Source organism: Myxococcus xanthus, from assembly GCF_013116825.1.
Taxonomy (GTDB): Bacteria; Myxococcota; Myxococcia; order Myxococcales; family Myxococcaceae; genus Myxococcus; species Myxococcus xanthus_B.
Genome location: NZ_JABFNS010000035.1, coordinates 1 through 20,772, shown reverse-complemented (window position 1 = coordinate 20,772; position 20,772 = coordinate 1). Strand labels below are relative to the sequence as shown.

The window sequence follows — 20,772 nt, the reverse complement described above, 5'->3', positions numbered from 1 at the left end:
GCGAGGCCCTGGATTCCTGGATGACTAGGGCTTCCCGTGTCCCGGCCCCACGATGCGCGGCAGGTACGTCGCGAAATCGAAGTGAGGCGAGTTCTCCGGGTTGTGACAGGTGACGCACACGCTCTCGCCCGGCGAGGCGATGATGTTGTGGGTGCCAGGCGCGTCCGCGTGCTCCGAGCCCGGACCGTGGCAGCTCTCACAGCCCACGTCCTCGCGGCCCGCCACCTTGTCCAGCCGGCAAACGCCGCCGGGCTGCTCCCAGCCGGTGACGTGGCACCCCACGCAGTTGAGATGGAACTGCTTGCCCACCTGTTCCAGCGTCTCCCAGGCGTGGTGGTGCTTGGACTTCTCCCAGACGGGGAAGGCGTCCTCGTGGCAGGTGCGGCAGGGCTCGTTGCCCACGAAGCCCGCGCGGCCTGGCGCCGGAGGGGGGCAGTCCTGTCCATGCGCCTTCGCCCAGGCGAGGTTCATCTTCCCCACGTCCGCGTCGTAGGCGGACACCAGCGCGACCGCCTCCTCGTCGGAGGGAAGGCTGGACTCCAGGGGCACGAAGCGCAGCGTGAAGGCGTTGACGCCGTCGGGGGTGACGGGCGGAGCGTCCAGCAGGGCTTGCCGGCGCGCCACCAGTTCGTCGCGCTTGCCCTGCTTGAGCGCCTTGAGCTTCGGGTCCGTGCCGGGGAGGTTGATGTCCTTGTCCAGCAGCGCCGTGCGCTGCTCCAGGGCGGCGGCCTCACGCTCCAGGTCATCCTGACCCTTCTGCAACGCGAAGGGGCCCGCCTGGGGCGCATAGGCCAGGTCCACGCGCAGCAGCGAGCGTCCCTTGCTCTGCAGCGCCACCACCGGCACCGCGGACCGCACCAGTCGGTTCTCCTCGCCGCTGAACTCGGTGGCGGTGCGGGTGGCCACCACCACGTTGGCCTTCAGACCCGGCTGCTCCACCGCCTGCTGGGCCACGTCCAGCGTGACGTCCAGCAGACCGACCACGAAGTCCGCTCCCTGCGCGCGCGCCTGAGCGCTGGCCTCCGCGAGCTGCGCGGCCGTGGTCGCCGCCACCACGCCCACCTTCCGTTCGCCCGCGGGCAGCAGCTTCACCGCGCCCGGCGCCAGCTCCGGCAGCCCCAGGCCCTTGCGGAAGTCCACGCCCTGCGTGTCGTCCAGCGGGCCGGTGGCGCGCACCGCCAGGCCCATGTGCCGCATGGCGTCCGCGAGCGCCTGGGCCTTGCGCTCCTCCTGGGGCACTTGTCCCGGCTTGAGCCGCTGCTCGCCGAAGAGGCTGTTGCCGCCATCCACATAGAGGACGGGCAGCGAGCCCTTGCGCGCCGACTGCACCTGCGCGGCGGCGCGGGCAATGCCGCCCCGCATGTTCTCGCTACAGCCGCACGGGCCCAGGTAGCCACGCGTGTCGGCGGAGAAGAAGAGGATGGCGCCCGGGCCCTGGCTTGTCGCCACGGCGGGCTTCGCGGCGGCGGTGGCCGACGAAGCCGAAGCGTCTGCTTCCGCGGGCTTGGGGGGCGGGTCCTTGCGTGCACAGCCAGCGAGCGACGCGGCCAGCAGGGCCGCGGCGAGGAAGGCACGCATGGGATTCACCAGAGGATGCTCTGCACCAGTTCGTCGATCTTCTCACCCATGGCTTCCAGTCCGTTCACCTTGGACAGGGAGCCATCTGCCCCCACCTGTTCGGCCAGCTTGGACAGCTCGTCGTCCGGGAGGCTGGAGAAGAGGACGATGGGGATGTCCTGCGTGCCGTACTCGTTCTTCAGCGTGCGACAGATGTCCGTGCCCTTGGCTTCGGGCATGTGGATGTCGGTGAGGATGAGGTCCGGGCGCCAGGTCTGCAGCGTCTTCTCGAACTCCATGAGCGTGGAGGTGGCGATGACCTCGTAGCCGCGCGCTTCGAGCACGGCCTTCTCCATCGCGAGCGTAATCTCGCTGTCATCAATCAGGAGGATTCTTCGCTTCTCGGACACGGCGACCTTCCTTCACTCCTTTATCTATCCTACCCCCACGCGCTGCACCAACGCTTTCCCGTGCGCTCCCGGGGCCGGTGTTTCCCTGATTTCGGATGTCCACCGCCGCACGCTCGCCCGCCGGGTCTCCGGGGACGACTTCTTTCCAGTGAGACATCTGAAAAGGGATATGGAAGTCAGCCATGATGCACCGTGACAGATGGACCCTGAGAGCACTCGTCCTGGGACTGGGGCTGCTGTGGAGCCTTCCTGCCGCCGCGCTCAACGCGGGCCTCAACCCGCCGCCCCCCTCGGTGGACCGGAAGACGCCGCAGGCCACCGTGCAGGGCTTTCTGGCCGCCGCGCACCGGGGGGACTACGCCCTGGCGGCGCACTATCTGGACCTGGACTACATCCCGCGCGCCCAGCAGGCGGAGCGGGGCTTCCAGTTGGCCCGCGCGCTCAAGTTCGTGCTGGACCGCAAGCTGCCCGTGGACGTGAGCTCGCTGAGCAAGGAGCAGGAGGGCGACCCGGCCGACGCGCGCTACGACCAGTTGGGCACCATTCCGCTGCAGGGGAACAACGTCCCCGTTCGCGTCCAGCGGGTCTCCTCGACTGAGGGGGACCTGGTCTGGGTCTTCAGCGAGTCCACGGTGCGGCAGGTGGACCCGCTCTTCGCGGAGTATGGCCCCCGGCTGGTGGGCCTCCTGCCGGCCTTCTTCTTCAGTGACACGGTGCTGGGACTGGAGCCCTGGCAGTGGCTGGGGCTGCTGGTGACGGTGCTGGGCAGCCTGGGCCTGGCGGTGCTGCTGGAGCGCCTGGTCCTGGCGTTCGCCCGCCGCGTGGCGCGGTGGACCCGGTTCACCTGGGAGGAGAATGTGGTCTCCTCGGGGAAGGGGCCGCTGAAGCTGCTCACCTTCTCCGCGCTGCTGGTGGTGGGCACGCTGCTCTTGCGGCTGCCGCGTCCGGCGCAGGGCGTGTTCATCCGGATTGGCTATTCGTTGAGCGTCGTGGCGCTGGCCTGGGCCGCGCTGCGCATCCTCCACGTCTCCGTCGCCTTCGTGCAGAGCCGCGTGTCGTCGGAGATGAAGGACGCGGCCCGGGCGCGCAGCGTGAGCACGCAGTTGGTGGTGCTCCGCGCCATCTTCGAGGTCGCCACCTACGTCATCGCCGCGGCGCTGCTGCTCATCCAGTTCGAGGTGGTGCGCAACGTCGGAGTGTCACTGCTGGCCTCCGCCGGTATCGCCGGCCTGGTGCTCGGTCTCGCGGCGCAGAAGTCCATTGGTACGCTGCTGGCCGGCATCCAGCTCTCCATCACCCAGCCCATCAGCATTGGCGACACCCTCATCACCGAGGGCGAGTGGGGCACGGTGGAGAAAATCACGCTCACCTACGTGGTGCTGCGGACGTGGGACCAGCGCCGGCTGGTCATCCCCATCGTCCAGTTCCTGGACAAGCCCTTCCAGAACTGGAGCAAGGGGAACCCGGAGATGCTGGGGGCCGTCATCCTCCAGGTGGACTTCCAGACAGACATCGACGCGCTCCGCGCGGAGCTGCGCCGCATCCTGGAGAACGAGGGCAAGTCCATGTGGGACGGCCGTGTGGCGACGGTGGTCGTCCTGGACGTGCTGGACCGGACCCTCACGGTGCGCGCGCTGGTCAGCGTGTCGGACTTCAGCAAGCTCTTCGACCTGCGGGCCCTGGTGCGCGAGAAGCTGGTCGCCTTCCTTCGCACCCATCCGCTGTGGCTGCCCGTCACTCGCACGGAGGCGCGTCCCTTCCCGCCGCCCGAGCTGGATCCGGCGCGGCTGTCCGCTTCCCCGGATTCGCTGCCCACGCCGCCCGTGCCGCCTCGGGCGTGAAGGCGGGCGGCGCCCCCCTGGCGCAGTGAGCCCTTGCCTGGGGGCATGGGGTTTTGAATAGTCGGCGCGCCGCGCCGTCATAGCGCTGGAAATTCGCACCTACCGCCCGGGGGAGTCTTCGAGATGATGCGTCATGTCAGGTTGTGTGGGGCCCTTGCGATGGTGGCCGCCACCGTGCCGCTGACCGCCAGTGCCCAATCCCGAGGCCGCACGGACGGTCCAGAGGAGTCCGAGTACGGCAAGGGCGGCTACAGCGGCCCCGGGGGCCGGAGCGTGTCGCTCCAGCTCGACTGGGGCGCGGCCATCAACTCCCGCAAGCCGCCTCGGGGCGCGCCGGAAGGACCGCCGCTGTTCGTGGGCGCCACGCTGTCGCTGTGGGGCGCGGACTGGTACCAGTTGGACGTGAGTGGGGCCTACGTGTTCGACGGGGGCCGCTTCGTCGGCATGGTGGGCCCGCGCTTCCGGACCTGGGGCTGGCCGCTGGTGTTCACCGCGGGCCTGAAGGCCGGCGCCATCGTCATCCCGGAGGGAGAGGGCCTGCGCTTCGGCATCTCCCCGCAGCTGGGCGCCGAAATCCTCCTGGGTGACCGCGAGAACATCCTCATGGCCCTCAACTACACCCCGGACATCCCCATTGGCGGTGGCGGCGTCACGCACCGGCTGGGCATGTCCGTGGGCTACAAGTTCTAGCAAGGGGGTTCGACATGATTGCCCAGCTGCTTGCCGCCACGCTGGCGTTGACCTCCAGCCAGGCGCCCGTCTCTGTTTCCGGCCGGGGAAGCCCGCAGGTGAACCTGCCGTTTCCGGCCGGAGACGTGCAGACCTACAACATCATCCAGTGGGACCCCAACCAGCTCCCGCGCATCTACGAGCGCTCCGACCAGCTCCCCCTCACCGACGAGGAGCTGACGAAGCTGTCCCAGGCTGGCTTCGAGCCCGCCCAGCTCGTGAAGATGATTGAAGAGCGCCGCTGCGCCTGCGACGCCAGCGCGGACGGCCTCATCCGGCTCAAGAAGGCCGGCGTGGACAAGGACGTGCTGGCCGCGGTGTCCCGGCACGGCCTGGCGCCCAACCGCGGGTTGAACCTGCTGGTGACGTTGGACTTCACCGGAGAGAGCCGCACCGCGCGCGAGGCGTTCCTCTACTTCTTCGTGGACGACGGGGACATCACCCGCGTCTTCACCGCCAACATCCCGGAGCTGCTGCGCCGCCGCAACAGCCACGAGACGACGGTGGACCGCAGTGACATCCTCGTCGCGCGCACCGTGCGCCGCGTCCAACTGGCGGGCCAGGTGCCGCTGCGCACCTACGGCAAGCACAACGTGCTGGTGGTCGCCAGCGCGAGCCCCACGCTCACGCACCCGTCCCAGCTCACCGCGCAGGAGCTGTCGCGGGCGCAGCGTTACACCTTCGACTACCCCCGTGCGTCGCTGCAGAACGTCTGCCGCCTGACGGCCGGGTACCGCCGCGACGCGGTGCTCGCCTACAAGTGGAACTTCGAAGGCAGCCGCTTCGAATGCGAATGGAACTAGGAGTGACCCGCACCATGAACACCCGCCGCCTGCTTCTGTCCGCCTGTCTCGCCGCTTCGCTGTCCGCCTGCACGGGCCCGCGCGCCTTCACGCGTGGCACGTACGAGGACCCGAACACCATCGAGATGCTGTCGGACCGCTTCAACGAGAACGACCTGCAGCTCATCGCGAAGAAGATGGCGGAGTCGCTCGCCACCTCGCCGCGCTTCTCCCAGCCCCGGCCGGATGGCTCGCTGCCCATCGTCCTGGTGGGCAAGCTGAAGAACAGCACCTCCGAGCACATCGACATGCGCTCGCTGGGCGACAAGATTCAGACGGCGCTGGCGCAGACGGGCCGCTTCGCCCTGGTGGACCAGCAGGCGCGCCAGGACATCGCCGAGGAGTACGAGTACCAGCAGTCCGGCTACGTCGACCCGAACACCGCCAAGGGCCCGGGGCAGCAGACGTCGGTGGACTTCCTGATGACGGGCGACCTCGCCTCCATCATCCAGGAGGTCGGCCGGGACAAGCTCGTCTATTACAAGATGACCGCGAAGCTCAGCAACGTGCGGACCGGCCTCATCGAGTGGACGGATGAGAAGCAGATTCGCAAGAAGTTCGAGAAGCGCGGCGTGAGCTGGTAACGGGCGCACCCTTCCATGTCCATCCTCTCCCGCAGCCCGGTCCGCCTGAGCGGGTGGGGCGCGCTCGCGCTCGCGAGCGTGCTCCTCCTGTCGTCGGGCTGTGCGGGTGACTATGTCGCGCGCACCCGGGGCGTGCGGTCCGCGTACCAGCAAGGGGACTATTCGCGCGCGCTGTCCTCGCTGGAGGCCGCGACGAAGGAAGGGCCCGAACAGGACCGCCTGTTGGTGTTGATGGACAAGGGCATGGTGCTGCACGCCGCCGGGCAGTGGGCGGAGAGCAACGCCGTGCTCGAAGAGGCGGAGCGGCTCAGCGAGCAGATCGACAGCGTCTCCGTCAGCGAGGAGGCGAAGACGCTCGTCACCAACGAGCGTCAGCGCACCTACCGTGGGGAGGACTTCGAGAAGCTGATGATTTCCGTCCTCCAGGCGCTCAACTACGCGGAGCTGGGCGACGGCGAAGCCGCCATGGTGGAGGTCCGCCAGGTCAACGAGCGCCTGGAGAAGATGATCGCCGAGGAGAAGAAGCCGTACGAGCAACTCGCGATTGCCCGCTACCTGGGCGGCGTCATCCGGGAGGATCAGCGGGACTGGGACTCGGCCTACATCGACTACGCGAAGGCCTATGAAATCGCGCCCCGCAAGGACGCGTTGGCCGAGCCCCTGCTGCGGCTGGCGAAGAAGGTGGGCCGCGATGACATGTACGCGGAGCTGCTGGCGAAGTACCCGGACGTCCCGCACGAGCCGCTGGCGCCGGACGAAGGGCAGCTCGTCGTCGTGGTGGAGGCGGGCCTGTCTCCCGAGAAGCAGCGCGGCTCCAGGGACCCGGGCGGCGGTGGCGACCTGATTGAAGTCCCCACCTACCGGAACCGGGGGCTCGCGCCGCCCGTGAGTGTCGCCCTGGAGGGCCAGTCCCAGCAGGCGGTGACGGTGACGTCCCTGGCGGACGTGGCCGTGGTCCACCTGAATGACCGGATTGGCCGCATGTTGGCGAAGCAGCTCGCGGGCGTGGCCGTGAAGGCGGGCGTGGCGGCGGGCGTGGGCGCGCTGACGAAGAGCGATGAGCTGGGCGTGCTGACCTTCCTCGTCCTCAACGCGATGAATGCGCCAGACCTGCGTTCCTGGCTCTCCCTGCCCGCGGAGTTCCAGGTGGCGCGCTTCCGCGTGCCCGCGGGGAATCACACCGTGCGTGTGACGAGCTGGGGGCAGGTGACGGAGCATCCGGTGGAGGTGAAGCCGGGCCGGGTAGGGTTGTTGGTGCTCCGGCGCTACTGATTTGGTTTTTTGATGTAGGGTGCGCGCCCCATGTCGCCGGTCCTGGCCACGGTGGCCCTGTATTCCCTCATCATCGTCCTCGGCGCGCTGGCTGGCGCTGTGGTCGTCGTCTTGAACGACCGACCCACCCATCTGGTGCGCTTCCTGGCTTTCGCCGCGGGCGTGATGCTGGGCGCCGCCTTCTTCCACATGCTGCCGGAGGCGTATCTGGGGGGCGGATGGTGGGCCTTCGCCCTGGTGCCCGCGGGCTTCGCCTTCCTGCTGGTGCTGGAGCGCTACCTCGTCGCGCACGCGGGCGAGGACATCTCCCACGGAGACACCATGGCGGGCACCGGGCACTCAGTGCATCCGGGTCACGTGTTGGGGCTCACCGCCTTCCTCGGGCTGTCCACGCACACGTTGTTCGACGGCATTGCCCTGGGTTCAGCGGTGGAGGAGGGCGTGGGGGGCATGGCGCTGCTGGCCATCGTCGCGCACAAGGTGCCCTCCGCGCTGTCGCTGGCCTCCATCCTCAAGACGGAGGGGCGCTCGAAGGCCTCCATCCTGTCTCTGTCCACGCTGTACGGGATGATGGTGCCGGCCGGCGCGCTGCTCTACTTCCTCTTCGACGCGATGCTGCAGTTCGAAAGCCTCGCGGCCAAGGCCCTGGCTTTCTCCGCGGGCACGTTCCTCTACATCGCCGTGTCGGACCTGCTGCCCCACGTGCACCGGCATGGCAAGGACCAGCCGGGCCGCAACGTCCTGGCGCTCTTCGCGGGCCTGCTCCTGATGTTCCTGCTCGCGCGGCTGATGGGGCACCCCGAGCACCCCGGCCACTGAGCGCCCTCCATGGAAAAACGCACCGACTGGTACGAGCACCCGCAGTACTACGAAGCCATCTTCGGCACGGACACCGTGCGCGAGGTGGACTTCCTCCAGACGCTCAGCGAGCGCTTCGGCACGGGCGGCAAGTTGTGGCTCGAGCCCGCCTGCGGCGCGGGGCGACTCGTGGAGGAGGCATCGAGCCGGGGCCTGCGGGTGGTGGGTTATGACATCTCCGAGGCGATGCTGGCCCATGCGCGAAAGCGCCTGACACCGGCGCAGCGGCGGCGCGTGAAGCTGGGGCCGTCACGCATGGAGTCCTTCGCCGACCCATCGCTGGAGGGGCAGGTGGACCTGGCGCACTGTCTGGTGTCGACCTTCCGCTACCTGGACAGTGAGGCCGCGGCGCGCCAGCACCTGCTGGGGACGCGGCGGCTCTTGAAGCCGGGCGGCATCTACGTGCTCGGCTTCCACCTCACGGACTACGCGCGCGCCCGGCCCGAACACGAGCGCTGGGTGGGGCAGGTGGGGGAGGACCGCGTCGTCTGCAACACGAACGAGGGCCTTCCGGAGCAGCGGGCGCGGCGCTCGCCCATGCGCAACCGCCTGCGCGTCACCGGGCCGGACAAGGACTGGCTCATTGAAACCCAGTGGTACTTCCGCACGTACAGCAATGCCCAGGCGGCGAAGCTGTTCCGCGACGCGGGCATGCGGGTGCTGGCCGGGTACACCTTCGACTACGACATCAGCGCACCTGTGGAGCGGGGCAGTCTCCGGTTGGACCGCGTCTTCGTCCTCCAGCCGGACCCCGAGTCTCCGTCCGTGGACCCTGCCGAGCCTGGGCGTGCGTCCACGCGGAAAGCGCCCAAGAGGCCCTCGACGCCCCAGATATCGCGCAAGATTTCACGATGAGGGCGTTTTGAGAGGGGCGGGGAAGTACTCTTGGTGAATTTCAGGTGGCCTGCGTTCTGATGGGACGCGGGCGCGTCCTGCTGGAACGCAAAACAGGCCCCTCGTGGTGGCCGCGTTCGCCCATCTTCGTGGAATCACACGAATGTCGCGTCTGGCACGGGACACGCATGTCGCTTTGCCGTGGCGCTTCGGGAAACCGGGCTGCCCCGCAGTATCGGAGCTTCGGGAACGCGGAAGGAGGGGCCGCTCCTTCCGCGTTCTTCATCTCCGCTACACTCCGTCCCCCTGATGTGGTTCCTGACAGAGCCTGTCGGAGGGCATTGGACGGAGGCGAGTGGATGCAAGACGAGATGGCGCAACTCCTCACGGATTTGCGGGGAGCCAAGGACTTCGAGGCCGCGGCTGCCGCAACGCTCCGGCGGCTGCAGGCCGTCGCCCAGGAGGCCGTTGCGTCCAGCCGGTACGCAGCCCGGGGCCGGGTGTTGCGAGGCATCGTCCACCTCCGCCCAGGCGAGGCCTACCGCAGTCTGGCCGCGCTGGAGGTAGGGGCTGCTGAGATTACGGATGCCAGTGTAGGCGCGCCCTTCTTCACCTCCGCCACGGCCTGGCGCGCGGTGGTGGAGCACCAGTGCGCGGTCTCCATCGACGTGAATCTCGGGACGGTGCAGCCCCATGCGCCCAACGCCCCCGTGACGGGAGACCCGAGCCTGGCGGGCTTCAACAGCCATGAGAGCCGGCAGCGCTTCCTGGGGCGTCACGCGACACATGTCTGCGTGCTCCCGCTGCGCACGCCGGGTGGGGACATCGAGGGCATGATTTCGCTGGAGGCGGACTGCCTGGCCGCGATGGGGCAGGACTTCGTCTGGCTGGAGGCGGGGGATCGGCTCCAACTGCTGGCGGACGTGGCGGCGCCATACCTGGCCCGGCTGCCGCAGCGGCCCGTGGCCCGGCCGGAGGTGGACGAGTTCCTCCCGGTGGTGGGGCGCTCCATGGCGGAGCTGCTGCCCATCCTCCGCGTCTTCGCGCTGCAGGATGAGACCATCCTCATCAGCGGCGCCACCGGCGCGGGCAAGTCACGGCTGGCGCGCTGGTGCCACGAGCGCTCCAACCGCCGCGGCAAGCCCTTCGAGACGCTGGACCTGGTGACGGTGCCGGAAGACCTCCAGATGGCGGAGCTCTTCGGCTGGAAGAAGGGCGCCTTCACCGGCGCGGTGCGAGATGCCCCTGGCAGCGTGGCCCGTTCGGAGGGCGGCACGCTGTTCATCGACGAAATCGACAAGCTGTCGCTCAAGGCCCAGGCGGGGCTGCTGCACCTGCTGGAGTCGCGCAGCTACCGGCCGCTGGGCGAGGGCACCGGTGAGCGGCAGGCGGACGTGCGCTTCATCATCGGCACCAACGCGGACTTGCATGCGGAGGTCCGCGCCGGCCGCTTCCGCGAGGACCTCTACTACCGCGTCAACGTGCTGCCGGTGCGCATGCCGGCCCTGCAGGAGCGCCAGGACGAAATCCCCCTCTGGGCGCAGTACATGGTGAACCGCCGGCACCGCGAGCGCTCGCCAGACGGCCACGCCCGGCTGATGAAGGAGGCGGAGCGGTTGCTGGTGGGGAGCCCCTGGCCGGGCAACCTGCGGCAGCTCGACAACATCGTCCGCCGCGCCTACACGCTGGCCATGGTGGAGCACGCGGACGCCTCGGGCGAGCTGGTGCTGCACGAGAAGCATGTCGCGCGGGCGCTCGACTATGAGCAGGCCCCGGGAGCCCGGCCGCTGCCGGAGGCGCTGCGCGCGGCCGCGCAGGCCTTCGTCTCCGAAGCACGCCGCCGCAATGCCCCGTTGGATTTGGACCTGGCCGATGCCTTCCGCGGCATGGTGCTGGGGCTCGCCATCCGCCAGGTAGGGCGGGACGAGGGCTTCAAGCTGCTGGGCCGCGAGAGCCTGGTGAAGAACCGCAACCACCACAAGGCGCTCAAGCGCGAGCTGGAGAAGGTGGACTCGCTCTACAAGGCGCTGGGCGAGGAGGGCTCGCCCTTCTCCGACTTGCTGTCGGAGGTCGAAGCCGTCTGAGCCGCGGCGCTCGGGACACTACCGGGCGTCGCCGTGGGGGCCCGCGGCGATGCCCGTGGCGCCCCGGGCCAGCTCGTCACACACGAGCGCGTGGAGCCGGAAGGCCATGCGCGCTTCCTGCACCACCTCGCGCGCCTCGTCCTCGTCCAGCTCCAGCCCGTCGATGCGCGAGTGGAGGCGGACACGGAAGGCCGCCAGCCCGGCCTCGGGCACCGTGCCGTAGAAGGTGGTGCCCTGGCCTTCCACCAACTCGAAGGCGTCCGCGATTCGCCGCGCCCGGCGGTGCCCGCTGAAGACGTCCAGCACGCAGCGCGCGTAGGCGTGCGCCACCAGCAGGTGAGGGGCGTCTTCAGCCACCTCCCGGATGCGCTCGGCGTGCAGCCGCGTCTCCACGCAGGCGAAGGTGTCCGCCCGGGACTCGCCGCAGAAGTACGTCAGGTCCGCTTCCAGCGCGGAGGCCAGCCGCAGCTCGGGCAGCAGCAGCGCGGTGGTGAGCGTGGTGCCCATGACGTGGGGCAGCGCCGCTTCGAACGCCGTGTAGAGGGTGTGGAGCTGCCGCAGGTGGCTCACGTAGTGCTGCGCCCGGACGTACTGGCCGTAGATGCCGCCCTCCCACGCGTCGAAGAAGAGGGACTGGATGAACAGCGAGCGCTCCGCCTGCTCGGCCAGCGTCGCCGTGCCTTCCGCCAGCAGCACGGACAGGGGCGCCGGGGTGGCGGCCCGGGGCTGCCGCGGGGATGCTGGGAGCTGGGGCTCCACCAGCCGCTTCGCCCGCGCGGACACATCCGTCCGTGACAGCCGCAACGTGCCGGTGGCGCTCACTGCTTCCACCCGCCACCGGCCAGCGTGCTCATCGCCAGGGGGCCGGCGCCCTCGTTCGGCAGGGCCTCCAGCGGTGTCCCCAGTTGCTGGAGCGCCTCCGCCAGCGTCATCCCGATGGCGCGGAGGACCTCCTCCTCCACGCGAATCGTCACCGGCCCCATGGCCAGGTGGATGTGCCCGCACGAGCACTGCGTCACTTCCGCGCATGGACCTCGCGCCAGTACCGTCTTGCCGCATCCCTGACCGGGCATCGCCGCTATCCTTGATTTTGATTTTGAGTGTCGAAGTCAAAATGAATGGTGCGCCAAAGACCGACGGAGAGCAAGCCCCGGCCTTTCTCGACGTGCTCCGGGTGTAGGGAAGGAGGTCGGCGTGGGACCGCGGGGCGTCAGCGGCCCAGGGGCTGGCGCTGCGCGTCCCTCAGGCCCACCAGCACGCTGGCTCCGCTGTCCGCCACGCGCAGCTCGCCATAGCGGGCGCCCTCGTAGCGGTCCGCGTGACCTTCCTGGAAGAAGAAGGCCTCCGCGCCCAGGCGGAAGCGCTCCTTGCGCAGGCGGTACCGGAGCTTGAGCTCGCCGGGCGCCAGCGGAGTGTCGGGCGTGTCGAAGCGCACGAAGGAGCCCACGCCATTCGCGTCCAGCCGCAGCACCATGTTTCCGTCCTTGGCGGTGGTGGCGGGATTCGCGCCCTGGTCGCGGCTGATGGCGTAGTCCAGCACCATGTAGTCGCCCTGAATCAGCGAGCGCGGGTCGCCGGGGGCCAGCTCCAGCAGCACCGGCGTGCCCGAGCGCAGCACGTGCTCCTTCTGGACGACGAGCCCCGCGGGGACGAGCAGCGCGAAGGCCAGCCCGCCGAAGATGACCGCCGTGCGCACCATCACCGCACCTCCGACGCCGGGGCGGGGAAGCGCCGCAGCAGGAACGAACGCAGGCCCAGGAACACCAGGCCGCTGCCCATCAACGCCAGTGACTTGGCCAGCAGCGTGAGGCCCAGGTCGTAGTAGTACCAACTGCCGGACGCGAGCAGGTACGCCACCGCCAGTCCCAGCAGCACGCTGCTGCGCCGGTGGAAGCCGAGCACCAGCATGCCCACGGCGGTGATGACCGCCGGTGTATGGGGCGTGAGCACGGCCACCAGCGTCAGCGCCGCGAATACCGCAGCGCCCGCCACGCCGGTGGGCTCCAGCGCCAGCTCACGCAGCACCCGCCACGCCGTGTACAGCGTCAGGGCCGTCAGCCCCAGCGTCAGCACGGCATCCGGGAGCGCGGAGACGGTGTCGAAGAGGTGCCGGGCCACGTCTCGCATCCCGCGCGCCAGCAGCACGCCGGGGATGGCGCACGCGAGCGCGAAGGCCACCGGCCCCACCAGCTCGCCCGTGGGTCCCCGTCGCAGCCGGGCCTGCTCCAGGAAGAGGAAGTACATCAGCGCAGCGCAGCCCAGAATCAGCAGGTCCAGCGCGAAGCCGCCCACCACGTGCCATGCGAGGAAGCCGGCTGCGCCGACCACCCCCAACGTGCTCAGGAAGCGGAGGATGGCGTCCGGGTAGACAAAGAGCAGCACGCCACTGATGACCAGCACCAGTGTCGCGGCGACGTTCTCGTTCTCCGTTTCGATGCCGAAGCTGGCGGAGGCCATGGCGGCGCCGGCCAGGCACAGCGCCAGCGCGAGCTGCTCCACGAAGACGCCGCGCAGCGTGCGGCGCAGCATCGTCGCGCCCGCGCACAGGCCCAGGCCCACCACGCCCATTACTACCTGCTCCTCCCAGAGGCCCGCGCAGGCGAAGAAGCTCAGCACGAAGATGGCGGACAGCCAGGCGCCGACGCCAGCGAAGGCCTTCACGAACCAGGGCACGGCCACGGACTGGCGCTGATGGGCTTCCAGGGCCACGCGGGCCCGGTCCACGGCGTCGGGCTCGAGCTGGCCTTCGGCCTGGAGCGCGTTCAACACGTCCTGCAACGAGGGACGCAGGGCCATGTCAGGACTCCTCCGTGGCGCCGGTGACGCGGGCTTCGTGCCGCAGCCACCACACCGCGAGCGCCACCTGGGCGATGACGAAGAGCGGCAGCACGAAGAGGCCCAGGACTTCCACGTCCTGGTAGGAGTCGAAGACGATGCTGACGGCGCCGGAGGTCAGGAGCGTCATCACGCTCACCGCGCCGAGCGTGAGCATGAACAGCTCGCCCTTCAGGTGCCGGTGCAGGGCGTACTCGGCCGCGAGCGAGGCCAGCACCAGGAGGAGCGCCACCACGGCGCCGGTGGGGGCTCGTGCCGGGTGCATGATGAATGGCACCGAGGCGATGAGCACCGGGCCCACCGCCATCACCGCCAGTACCCGCGGCACCCAGCGCGCCTGGAGCCAGGACACGCGCAGGTTGGCGAAGTGCTCGTAGGTGGCCCAGGTGAAGCCGTTGAGCCCGCCCAGCACCACCGCCAGCCAGTAGGTCTGGTCCAACTCCGTATCCAGCACCTGCTCCCAGAAGAGGAGGATGCCGGTGTTGACCAGCACCAGCGCCAGCAACCCCAGAGGCGCGAAGCGGGACACCGCCACCCAGGGAAGGATGAGCACGGTCCAGCCGATGAACAGCTCATACGGGTCCGCGCCGGTCTGATACGCCTGCCCGTAGACGGCCAGCAGCGCGCCCACGAGCACCGAGGCCGCGAACAGGGACAGTTGCCCGCCCAGCGTCGCGCCTTGCTTCCAGGCGCCCACGGCCGTGCCGGTGATGGCCGCCGCGATGAGGCCCAGCTTCGCGAAGCGGTGCATGTCCGCCCAGTTGTACGCGAAGAAGTAGATGACGCCCGCGAGCACCAGCAGCGCGCCCAGGCCCATCAGCGTGGTGGAGAGGAAGCGCCGCCAGTCCTGCCGCGGCGGGGTGGCCACGGACAGGTGCAGCGCGCGCTCCAGGGTGGTCGGCGTCAGGATGCCAGCGTCCGCGAGCGCCCGGAGTCGCTCCGGCGTCGCGTCAAGGTCGAGCAAGGGTTTCAACACCGGCGCAGTCTAGCTGTCCGGCCGGGTGGCGCGTCCATCCGCATGCCTGCCGCGCCTGTCCGAAGGTCGGCCCGTGGGCCATGCTAGGCTGCCCGCCCTCGTGTGAGACTCGTACGTGTGTCAAGGGGCCCTGTCCATGGCGGCGAACCTGGAGTGCCCGAAGTGCGGCAGCGAGCTCGACGTAGCGGGGCGGGGCCCGGGCGCCATCATTCGCTGTGCCTGCGGGAACCTGTCAGCCGTCCCGAAGCGCTCCTATTGGGCGAGCCCGCGCGGCGTGGCGCTGGCCCTGGGGGTGTTCTTGCTCTGCCCGTGTGTGGGCGGCCTGACCGCCATCGCCATCCCCAACTACAAGAAGCTCCCGGTGCGCTCCAAGCAGCAGGAGTGCAAGGCGAACCTCCGTGGCCTCTACGCCGCCCAGCGCCACCATCGCTCCGAGCAAGGCACCTTCGAGCCGCGCATCGTGAATGCGGGCTTCATCCCAGAGCGAGGCAACCGCTACGCGTACTTCACGGGCACGGGGCCGCTGGTGACGCGCGACGCGGAAGAGGACGCGGTTCCGGTGGACGCGGAGGGTGTTGGCGTGGACCGCTCGCGGGACACGAGCCGCCGGGCCATCTCCCTGGCGGACCTTCCTGCGTGGGTGTCCCGGCAGGTGGGCGCCTTTGGGACGTGTCCGGACTGCTACGTCACCATGGCCTGCGCGGGAAACATCGACATCGATGACACGGTGGATGTCTGGCTCATCTCCACGAAGCCGCTCAAGGATGAGTCCGGCGAGGCCGTTCCTCCCGGCACCCCGACGAATGTCGTGAATGACGTCGACAACTGACGCGCGCGGTTCGAGGTGCGCGGATGCTCCGTTTCGTCACCCGGCGAAATCGCCGTGGGCGGACGACCCGGAAATCCCGCGCTTTTCGTATCTGACTTCGAGGGCGATGGATGGACGGGCCTGAGTCCCGCTCCACCTCGCCCGCCAATCCACAGAAAGGTTTCAACCGTGCGCTCGATGATGAAGCGTCTCTCCCTGGGTGTGTGCATTTCCACGTCGATGGTGTTGCTGGGGTGCGGCGGCGAGATGATGGACGCCGACGCCATGGCGGACATGGCGCTGCCCGAGGAATCCGTGGGCACCACCGAGGCCTCGCTGGAGACAGCCAGTGACTTCCGCTTTCGCACCGCCAACCGCTACGCGGGCGTTCACGGCTACGCGGCGGGCTTCGGCAACTTCCATGAGGCCAACTACGGCGCGGGCGTGGTGCGTGGCACCATGCTGCTCAAGCCGGGCACCGTGGCGCACTACCTCGCGGTGCCCCGCTCCTCGCTGGGCAACACGGCGCTGAGCAACATCCCGGAGTTGTTCCGCCGCGCGCAGGACTACGGCAACGCTTACGGGTTGGGCATCGCGCTGCCCGCGTTCGAGCAGGGCCTCAACGGCTCCGTTGTGGAGTACGGCATCCACTTCCTCCACCCCAGCGTCGTCGAGTTCCGTGACGTCCCGGGGTGGGCCATTGGTTACCCGGACGTGACGGACGCCGGGGCGATGATGCGCGCCGCCAACGACTACGCCTCCGCGAACGGCTTCGCCGCGGGCCTGCCCACCTTCCACTCCACCACCTACAGCGGCACGAGGGTGTACGGCATGCACCTCGTCCGTCCGGGCTACGCGGAGGCGCGGGACGTGCTCGCGGACGTGCTGGCGATGCACGACCGCTTCAGTTCCGACAACGCCACCGTCACGGGCGACAACTGGGCCCGGACGCTGCGGCGCCACGAGGCCGCGCAGGACTCCATCCAGACCTGCACCCACCTGACCACCCTGGAGAAGTCCGCGCTGCGCAGTGCCTACCGCAAGGCCATCCGCCACTCGGGCACGAACGAGGCCGGCATCAACGCGCGGGCGGAGTTGGGTGGAGATGATATCTGGATCAACTTCGGCGTGCTCTTCCCGCAGGGGGACACGGAGATTGCCCAGACACTCATCCACGAGATGATGCACATCGCCGGTTACTCGCACCCGGACCGCCGCGACGGCATCGACACGCCGTATGACGGTGGCCCGTATTACAACTCCGCGCCGTTGCGCGCCGAGCTGTGCATCGCGGGTTTCCAGAGCATCCACTCGACGCGCGAGTCGAGCCGCGAGCAGCAGACGCGCTGAGCGGAGACGGGCTCGGCCGTGGGGGGACTGGGGTTTGAGCGGGGGCTCCGCGCGGTCCAGGCGGAGCCGTCCTCCCAGGCTACGCCGCGCACGACGCCTATGCGCCTGCCTGCGCGAAGTTGAACCATGAAGTTCCGCGGGGCACGCACTTCGCCTTCCTGGCGGGGCGCAAGCCGGTGGATGTTCGTGACACGGCTGAGGCCACCCCAGTGGAGGACGCCGTCGCCGTGGGCGTGGACGTGGCGACGCCCCCGGCCTTGAAGGCCATCCAGTTCGGCGAGTGAGCCCCTCCACTTCATGAACGACCTGAAGGACTGACGCGCACGCTTTCATGCGCGGACGGGCGGTCGTATGCGCCGTCTCCCTCAATCCCGTGAGTCGTCGTCGTCCACGAGCATCATCCCGTGCTTCGTGAGCAGCTTGCGCAGGTACACCCGGGCGATGCCTGCCTCGCGGGCCGCGCGGGAGATGTTCCGGTCGCAGCGCGCGATGAGGCCCTGGAGGTAGTCCCGCTCGAAGACCTCGATGAGCCGCTCCTTGGCCTCCTTGAAGGGCAGCTCCGCGTCGAGCGCGCCTGGTGGCGACCGGAGCGAGCCGGAGGGGGCAGCCATGGGCGGCAGGGTATCCTCGCCCAGGTGGATGGCCTGCTCCACCACATTGCGCAGCTCGCGCACGTTGCCGGGCCAGGGATACTGGGCCAGCAGCGCGCGTGTCTGTTCGGACAGGGCGCTGGGCGGACGGCCCTGTCGCTCCAGCATGGCGTCGATGAGCAGCGGCAGGTCCTCCACCCGCTCCCGCAGCGGCGGCGGGACGACCTTGAGCACCGCCAGCCGGTGATAGAGGTCCTTGCGGAACCGGCCCTGTTGCACGGCCTGCTCCAGGTCGACGTGCGTGGCGGCGACGACGCGCATGTCCACCGTGCGGTAGTCGTTGGCGCCCACGCGCTTCACCTGCCGGCGCTCCAGTACACGCAGGAGCCGGGGTTGCAGCTCCAGCGGCAGCTCGCCGACCTCGTCCAGGAAGACGGTGCCTCCCTGGGCACGCTCGAAGGCCCCGGCGCGCTCCGCCTGGGCGCCCGTGAAAGCACCCTTCACGTGCCCGAAGAGCTCCGACTCCATCAAGGAGGGCGGAATCCCGGCGATGTCCACGATGATGAAGGGGCCGCTGGCCCGGGCGCTCTCCTGATGGAGCGCCTCCGCGCACAGCTCCTTGCCCGTCCCCGTCTCGCCCTGGACGAGCACGTCTCCACCGCCCGCCGCCACCCGCTCCAGGATGGTGAACAGCTCGCGCATCCTGACGCTGGCGCCCACGAGCGCGCCGAAGCTCCGCCGCGAGGACAGGGGCATCGGCCGCTCCCGTGAGTCCTCGGGCACCACCTTGAGGACGACGGTGCCCAGCGTCAGCGACGCCCCGGGCCGCACCTCCAACTCGGCGAAGCGCACCCCTTCATGGAAGGAGCCGTTGCGCGAGCCCAGGTCGGTGGCTACCACCCGTTCGTCTGTCACCTCCAACTGGAGGTGTTGCCGGGACACGACGCGGTCCGTCAAGACGATGTCGCACGCCGAGGACGTGCCGAGCCGAACCACCCCCGGGCGCAGGACGTGGCTGTGGCCCGCCTGTTCCCCGGAGAGCACCAGCAGCTTCAACCGCAAGGGGCCGCGCCGAGCCACCGGGACGGGCGCCGTCTGGACCAGCGCGTCCACCTCTGTGTCCATGTCACCTGGGTCCGCCACGGCGGGCAGGCTACCACCGCACCCAGGCAGGGGAGGGGGTGACAACTGTTGTTGCCACCTGACAACCGCGGTTGCCAGTCCCGCTGGAGCGCCTTGCCGCGCGTTCTCCTCTATCCCGCGCGCCTCTCCTCGGCTCAGGAGGCGCTGGAGGGCCCTGGCACACCCACTGCAATGACCTGGGGCCGCATCGAGAACGACACCTCCGCGCCGCCCGCCCGCGATGTCTTGCCTTGAATGGCAAGGCACTTCGTGGGTGAGCTTGTTTGTCTTTGTTTTGTGCTCGCTCTCCTCGGGGGTGCGTGGAAAATAAACAGAAACACGGCGCGAAACACCGCGCGTATCCGACGGAGAATGTTCATGTAGTCAGCGCGCGGGGCTTTCGGCTGAGACAGCCACCTGTCCCCAATCCAAACCATCGTCGCAATCGATATCAGGAGTCACGACCATGAGCATGTCCATCGCGAAGTCCATTCTGTGCAACGGCTTCTCCGGCAACACCCGTGGCTGCGGCCCCACGGACCGCTACCAGGCGGCTTATCAGTCGATGGACCCGTCCAAGGCGGCGCAGACGGTGCTCAAGCACTTCGACGCCATCGAGGGCGTGGGAATGAACGCCAGCGGCAAGGGCGCCGGGGACAACAACATCGGGACGTCGGAGCTCAAGCGCGTGGCGGACCCGAACAGTGGCTTCCCGCCCGACGTCCGCGCCGCCGCGAAGTGGATGCTCGACCACCCCATCGCCCTGCGCTCGCTGGACCAGGGCGCCAGCAAGGCCCATGGCGGCAACAACGAGGTGCACCTGAGCAAGGCGGACCTCCAGGCGCGCGCGGGCAATGCGTCGGGCTCCGGGGCTCCGCAGCGGCCTGGCTTCCCGCTGCGTCCGCCGCTGTTCGGCTCCGGCTTCGGCGGCGGCTGCGGACTCGGTGGCCCGGGCGGCCTGCCCAACCCCCACCGTCCCAACCTGCCGCCGCGGCTGGACCTGTGCGGCCCCTCGTTCGGCCCACCGTCCCGTCCGCCGTTCGGCGCTGGCCGCCACGAGCCCATGGACGTCTACAAGGCGGCCCAGACGCTCAAGGACCACTTTCACTTCGCCGAGGGCGTGGGAATGAACGCCAGCGGAAAGGGCGCCGGGGACAACAACATCGGCATGTCGGAGCTCAAGCGCGTGGCGGACCCGAGCAGCGGCGCGCCGAAGGAGCTCCGTGAGGCGGCGCAGTTCCTGATCAACCACCCCACGGCGTTGCGCTCGGTGGACCAGGGCGCGAGCAAGTCCAAGTCCAGCAAGGAGGTCCACATCAGCCTCCAGGATTTGGAGTCCTTCACGGCGAAGGCGCCCCGCCGCGAGACGCAGTCCAACCGCCTGGACCTGGCGCAGTTCATGGGCCGGGCGAGCGTCTGGGGCTGAGCCCGACCGCTGTCCCGGCGGCCCACCCGTCATGGGCCTCCGCGCTGAGCTGGAGGTGACTGGGGGCCGGGCCCTGGGGGGAGCCTGGCTGGCCACCTCCTGACACTGGCGCCTCCAGGGGGGAGGGCCCAGTGTCAGGGCATGGCAACCATCGACATCACCAAAGCCAACTTCAAGGAAATCGTCTCGAAGGAGGGAATCGTCCTCCTCGACTGGTGGGCCGAGTGGTGCGCACCGTGCCGCACCTTCTCGCCCGTGTTTGAACAGGCGAGCGCGAAGAATCCGGACCTCGTCTTCGGCAAGCTCGACACCGACGCAGAGGTGGAACTCGCGGGGGCTTTCGCCATCCGCTCCATCCCCACGCTGATGGTCTTCCGTGACGGCATCATGTTGTTCGAACAGGCGGGAGCGCTGCCAGCCAACGCGCTGGATGACCTCATCCGCCAGGTGCGCGCGCTCGACATGAACGAGGTGCGCAAACAACTGGTGGATCGCCAGGCGCAGCAGGGCGCGCCGTCCCAGGCCTGATAGCGCAGTTCATCTGGGCTGAGCGACGGAGTAACCGCAGTAGGCGAACCAGCCTGCTGCGTCGCTTGGGGAGATGGCCGCCAGAGCGAGCTTTATGCCCTGGTGCAAGGCGGAGCGGGTCCGCAG

At 69.2% G+C, this 20,772-nt stretch carries 21 protein-coding genes; 13 read left to right on the top strand and 8 right to left on the bottom strand.

Annotated elements, in window-relative coordinates; all coding sequences use genetic code 11:
- Positions 1–24: 24 nt before the first annotated feature.
- The gene (locus HNV26_RS12700) at positions 25–1,578 is read right to left on the bottom strand and encodes a multiheme c-type cytochrome (RefSeq protein ID WP_171442104.1); all 1,554 of its coding nucleotides are present in this window, start codon (positions 1,576–1,578) and stop codon (positions 25–27) included.
- Positions 1,579–1,583: 5 nt separating this feature from the next.
- Complete coding sequence (locus tag HNV26_RS12695) at positions 1,584–1,967, bottom strand: response regulator (protein WP_002634498.1); 384 nt, start codon at positions 1,965–1,967, stop codon at positions 1,584–1,586.
- A 182-nt stretch (positions 1,968–2,149) separates the two neighbouring features.
- Between HNV26_RS12695 and HNV26_RS12690 the strand changes: the two genes are divergently transcribed.
- The 8 genes from HNV26_RS12690 to HNV26_RS12655 all read left to right on the top strand — a co-directional run bounded on the left by HNV26_RS12690 (position 2,150) and on the right by HNV26_RS12655 (position 11,011).
- Positions 2,150–3,808 (top strand): mechanosensitive ion channel family protein, encoded by a 1,659-nt coding sequence (locus tag HNV26_RS12690; RefSeq protein ID WP_171442103.1) that lies wholly within the window; start codon positions 2,150–2,152, stop codon positions 3,806–3,808.
- A 123-nt stretch (positions 3,809–3,931) separates the two neighbouring features.
- Complete coding sequence (locus HNV26_RS12685; protein WP_011555639.1) at positions 3,932–4,498, top strand: hypothetical protein; 567 nt, start codon at positions 3,932–3,934, stop codon at positions 4,496–4,498.
- A gap of 14 nt (positions 4,499–4,512) precedes the next feature.
- On the top strand, positions 4,513–5,340 hold the full coding sequence (locus HNV26_RS12680) for a hypothetical protein (protein WP_090490252.1): 828 nt from the start codon (positions 4,513–4,515) through the stop codon (positions 5,338–5,340).
- A 14-nt stretch (positions 5,341–5,354) separates the two neighbouring features.
- The gene (lpoB, locus tag HNV26_RS12675) at positions 5,355–5,963 is read left to right on the top strand and encodes a penicillin-binding protein activator LpoB (RefSeq protein ID WP_090490447.1); all 609 of its coding nucleotides are present in this window, start codon (positions 5,355–5,357) and stop codon (positions 5,961–5,963) included.
- A gap of 15 nt (positions 5,964–5,978) precedes the next feature.
- On the top strand, positions 5,979–7,235 hold the full coding sequence (locus HNV26_RS12670; protein ID WP_171442102.1) for a COG3014 family protein: 1,257 nt from the start codon (positions 5,979–5,981) through the stop codon (positions 7,233–7,235).
- A gap of 30 nt (positions 7,236–7,265) precedes the next feature.
- Positions 7,266–8,054, top strand: coding sequence for a ZIP family metal transporter (locus HNV26_RS12665; protein ID WP_090490250.1), 789 nt, complete (start codon positions 7,266–7,268; stop codon positions 8,052–8,054).
- Between the two features lie 9 nt (positions 8,055–8,063).
- Positions 8,064–8,948, top strand: a complete 885-nt coding sequence (locus HNV26_RS12660) for a class I SAM-dependent methyltransferase (protein WP_171442101.1) — start codon at positions 8,064–8,066, stop codon at positions 8,946–8,948.
- 338 nt (positions 8,949–9,286) lie between these two features.
- On the top strand, positions 9,287–11,011 hold the full coding sequence (locus HNV26_RS12655; protein WP_171442100.1) for a sigma-54-dependent transcriptional regulator: 1,725 nt from the start codon (positions 9,287–9,289) through the stop codon (positions 11,009–11,011).
- Positions 11,012–11,029: 18 nt separating this feature from the next.
- On the opposite strand, the gene HNV26_RS12650 is transcribed toward HNV26_RS12655, so the two are convergent.
- The 5 genes from HNV26_RS12650 to HNV26_RS12630 form a co-directional block, all read right to left on the bottom strand.
- Positions 11,030–11,833: a biliverdin-producing heme oxygenase gene (locus HNV26_RS12650; RefSeq protein WP_171442099.1), complete on the bottom strand. Its 804-nt coding sequence runs from the start codon at positions 11,831–11,833 to the stop codon at positions 11,030–11,032.
- Entirely contained in the window at positions 11,830–12,084 is a 255-nt protein-coding gene (locus HNV26_RS12645; RefSeq protein ID WP_171442098.1) for a hypothetical protein, read from the bottom strand. The genes HNV26_RS12650 and HNV26_RS12645 overlap by 4 nt, the downstream gene beginning before the upstream one ends.
- A 137-nt stretch (positions 12,085–12,221) precedes the next feature.
- Entirely contained in the window at positions 12,222–12,710 is a 489-nt protein-coding gene (locus HNV26_RS12640) for a GDYXXLXY domain-containing protein (protein WP_171442097.1), read from the bottom strand.
- Positions 12,710–13,807 (bottom strand): DUF4401 domain-containing protein, encoded by a 1,098-nt coding sequence (locus HNV26_RS12635; protein ID WP_171442096.1) that lies wholly within the window; start codon positions 13,805–13,807, stop codon positions 12,710–12,712. Before HNV26_RS12635 ends, HNV26_RS12640 begins: the two co-directional genes overlap by 1 nt.
- A 1-nt stretch (position 13,808) precedes the next feature.
- Positions 13,809–14,822: a DUF2157 domain-containing protein gene (locus HNV26_RS12630; protein ID WP_090490243.1), complete on the bottom strand. Its 1,014-nt coding sequence runs from the start codon at positions 14,820–14,822 to the stop codon at positions 13,809–13,811.
- 136 nt (positions 14,823–14,958) lie between these two features.
- Here HNV26_RS12630 and HNV26_RS12625 point away from each other — a divergent pair, with 136 nt between their 5' ends.
- From HNV26_RS12625 to HNV26_RS12615, 3 genes are all read left to right on the top strand, one after another.
- Positions 14,959–15,651, top strand: a complete 693-nt coding sequence (locus HNV26_RS12625) for a fimbrial protein (protein WP_171442095.1) — start codon at positions 14,959–14,961, stop codon at positions 15,649–15,651.
- A 177-nt stretch (positions 15,652–15,828) separates the two neighbouring features.
- Positions 15,829–16,980: a hypothetical protein gene (locus tag HNV26_RS12620; RefSeq protein ID WP_253816512.1), complete on the top strand. Its 1,152-nt coding sequence runs from the start codon at positions 15,829–15,831 to the stop codon at positions 16,978–16,980.
- A 119-nt stretch (positions 16,981–17,099) separates the two neighbouring features.
- Positions 17,100–17,264, top strand: coding sequence for a hypothetical protein (locus HNV26_RS12615; RefSeq protein ID WP_171442093.1), 165 nt, complete (start codon positions 17,100–17,102; stop codon positions 17,262–17,264).
- Positions 17,265–17,345: 81 nt separating this feature from the next.
- Here HNV26_RS12615 and HNV26_RS12610 read toward each other — a convergent pair whose 3' ends face one another.
- The gene (locus HNV26_RS12610; protein ID WP_171442134.1) at positions 17,346–18,695 is read right to left on the bottom strand and encodes a sigma 54-dependent Fis family transcriptional regulator; all 1,350 of its coding nucleotides are present in this window, start codon (positions 18,693–18,695) and stop codon (positions 17,346–17,348) included.
- Between the two features lie 463 nt (positions 18,696–19,158).
- Between HNV26_RS12610 and HNV26_RS12605 the strand changes: the two genes are divergently transcribed.
- Together HNV26_RS12605 and trxA are read left to right on the top strand one after the other, a co-directional pair.
- On the top strand, positions 19,159–20,118 hold the full coding sequence (locus HNV26_RS12605) for a hypothetical protein (protein ID WP_171442094.1): 960 nt from the start codon (positions 19,159–19,161) through the stop codon (positions 20,116–20,118).
- Positions 20,119–20,259: 141 nt separating this feature from the next.
- Positions 20,260–20,646 carry a thioredoxin gene (trxA, locus tag HNV26_RS12600; RefSeq protein WP_090490239.1) on the top strand — a complete coding sequence of 129 codons (387 nt, stop codon included), beginning with the start codon at positions 20,260–20,262 and terminating at the stop codon, positions 20,644–20,646.
- The last annotated feature ends 126 nt before the right edge of the window (positions 20,647–20,772 follow it).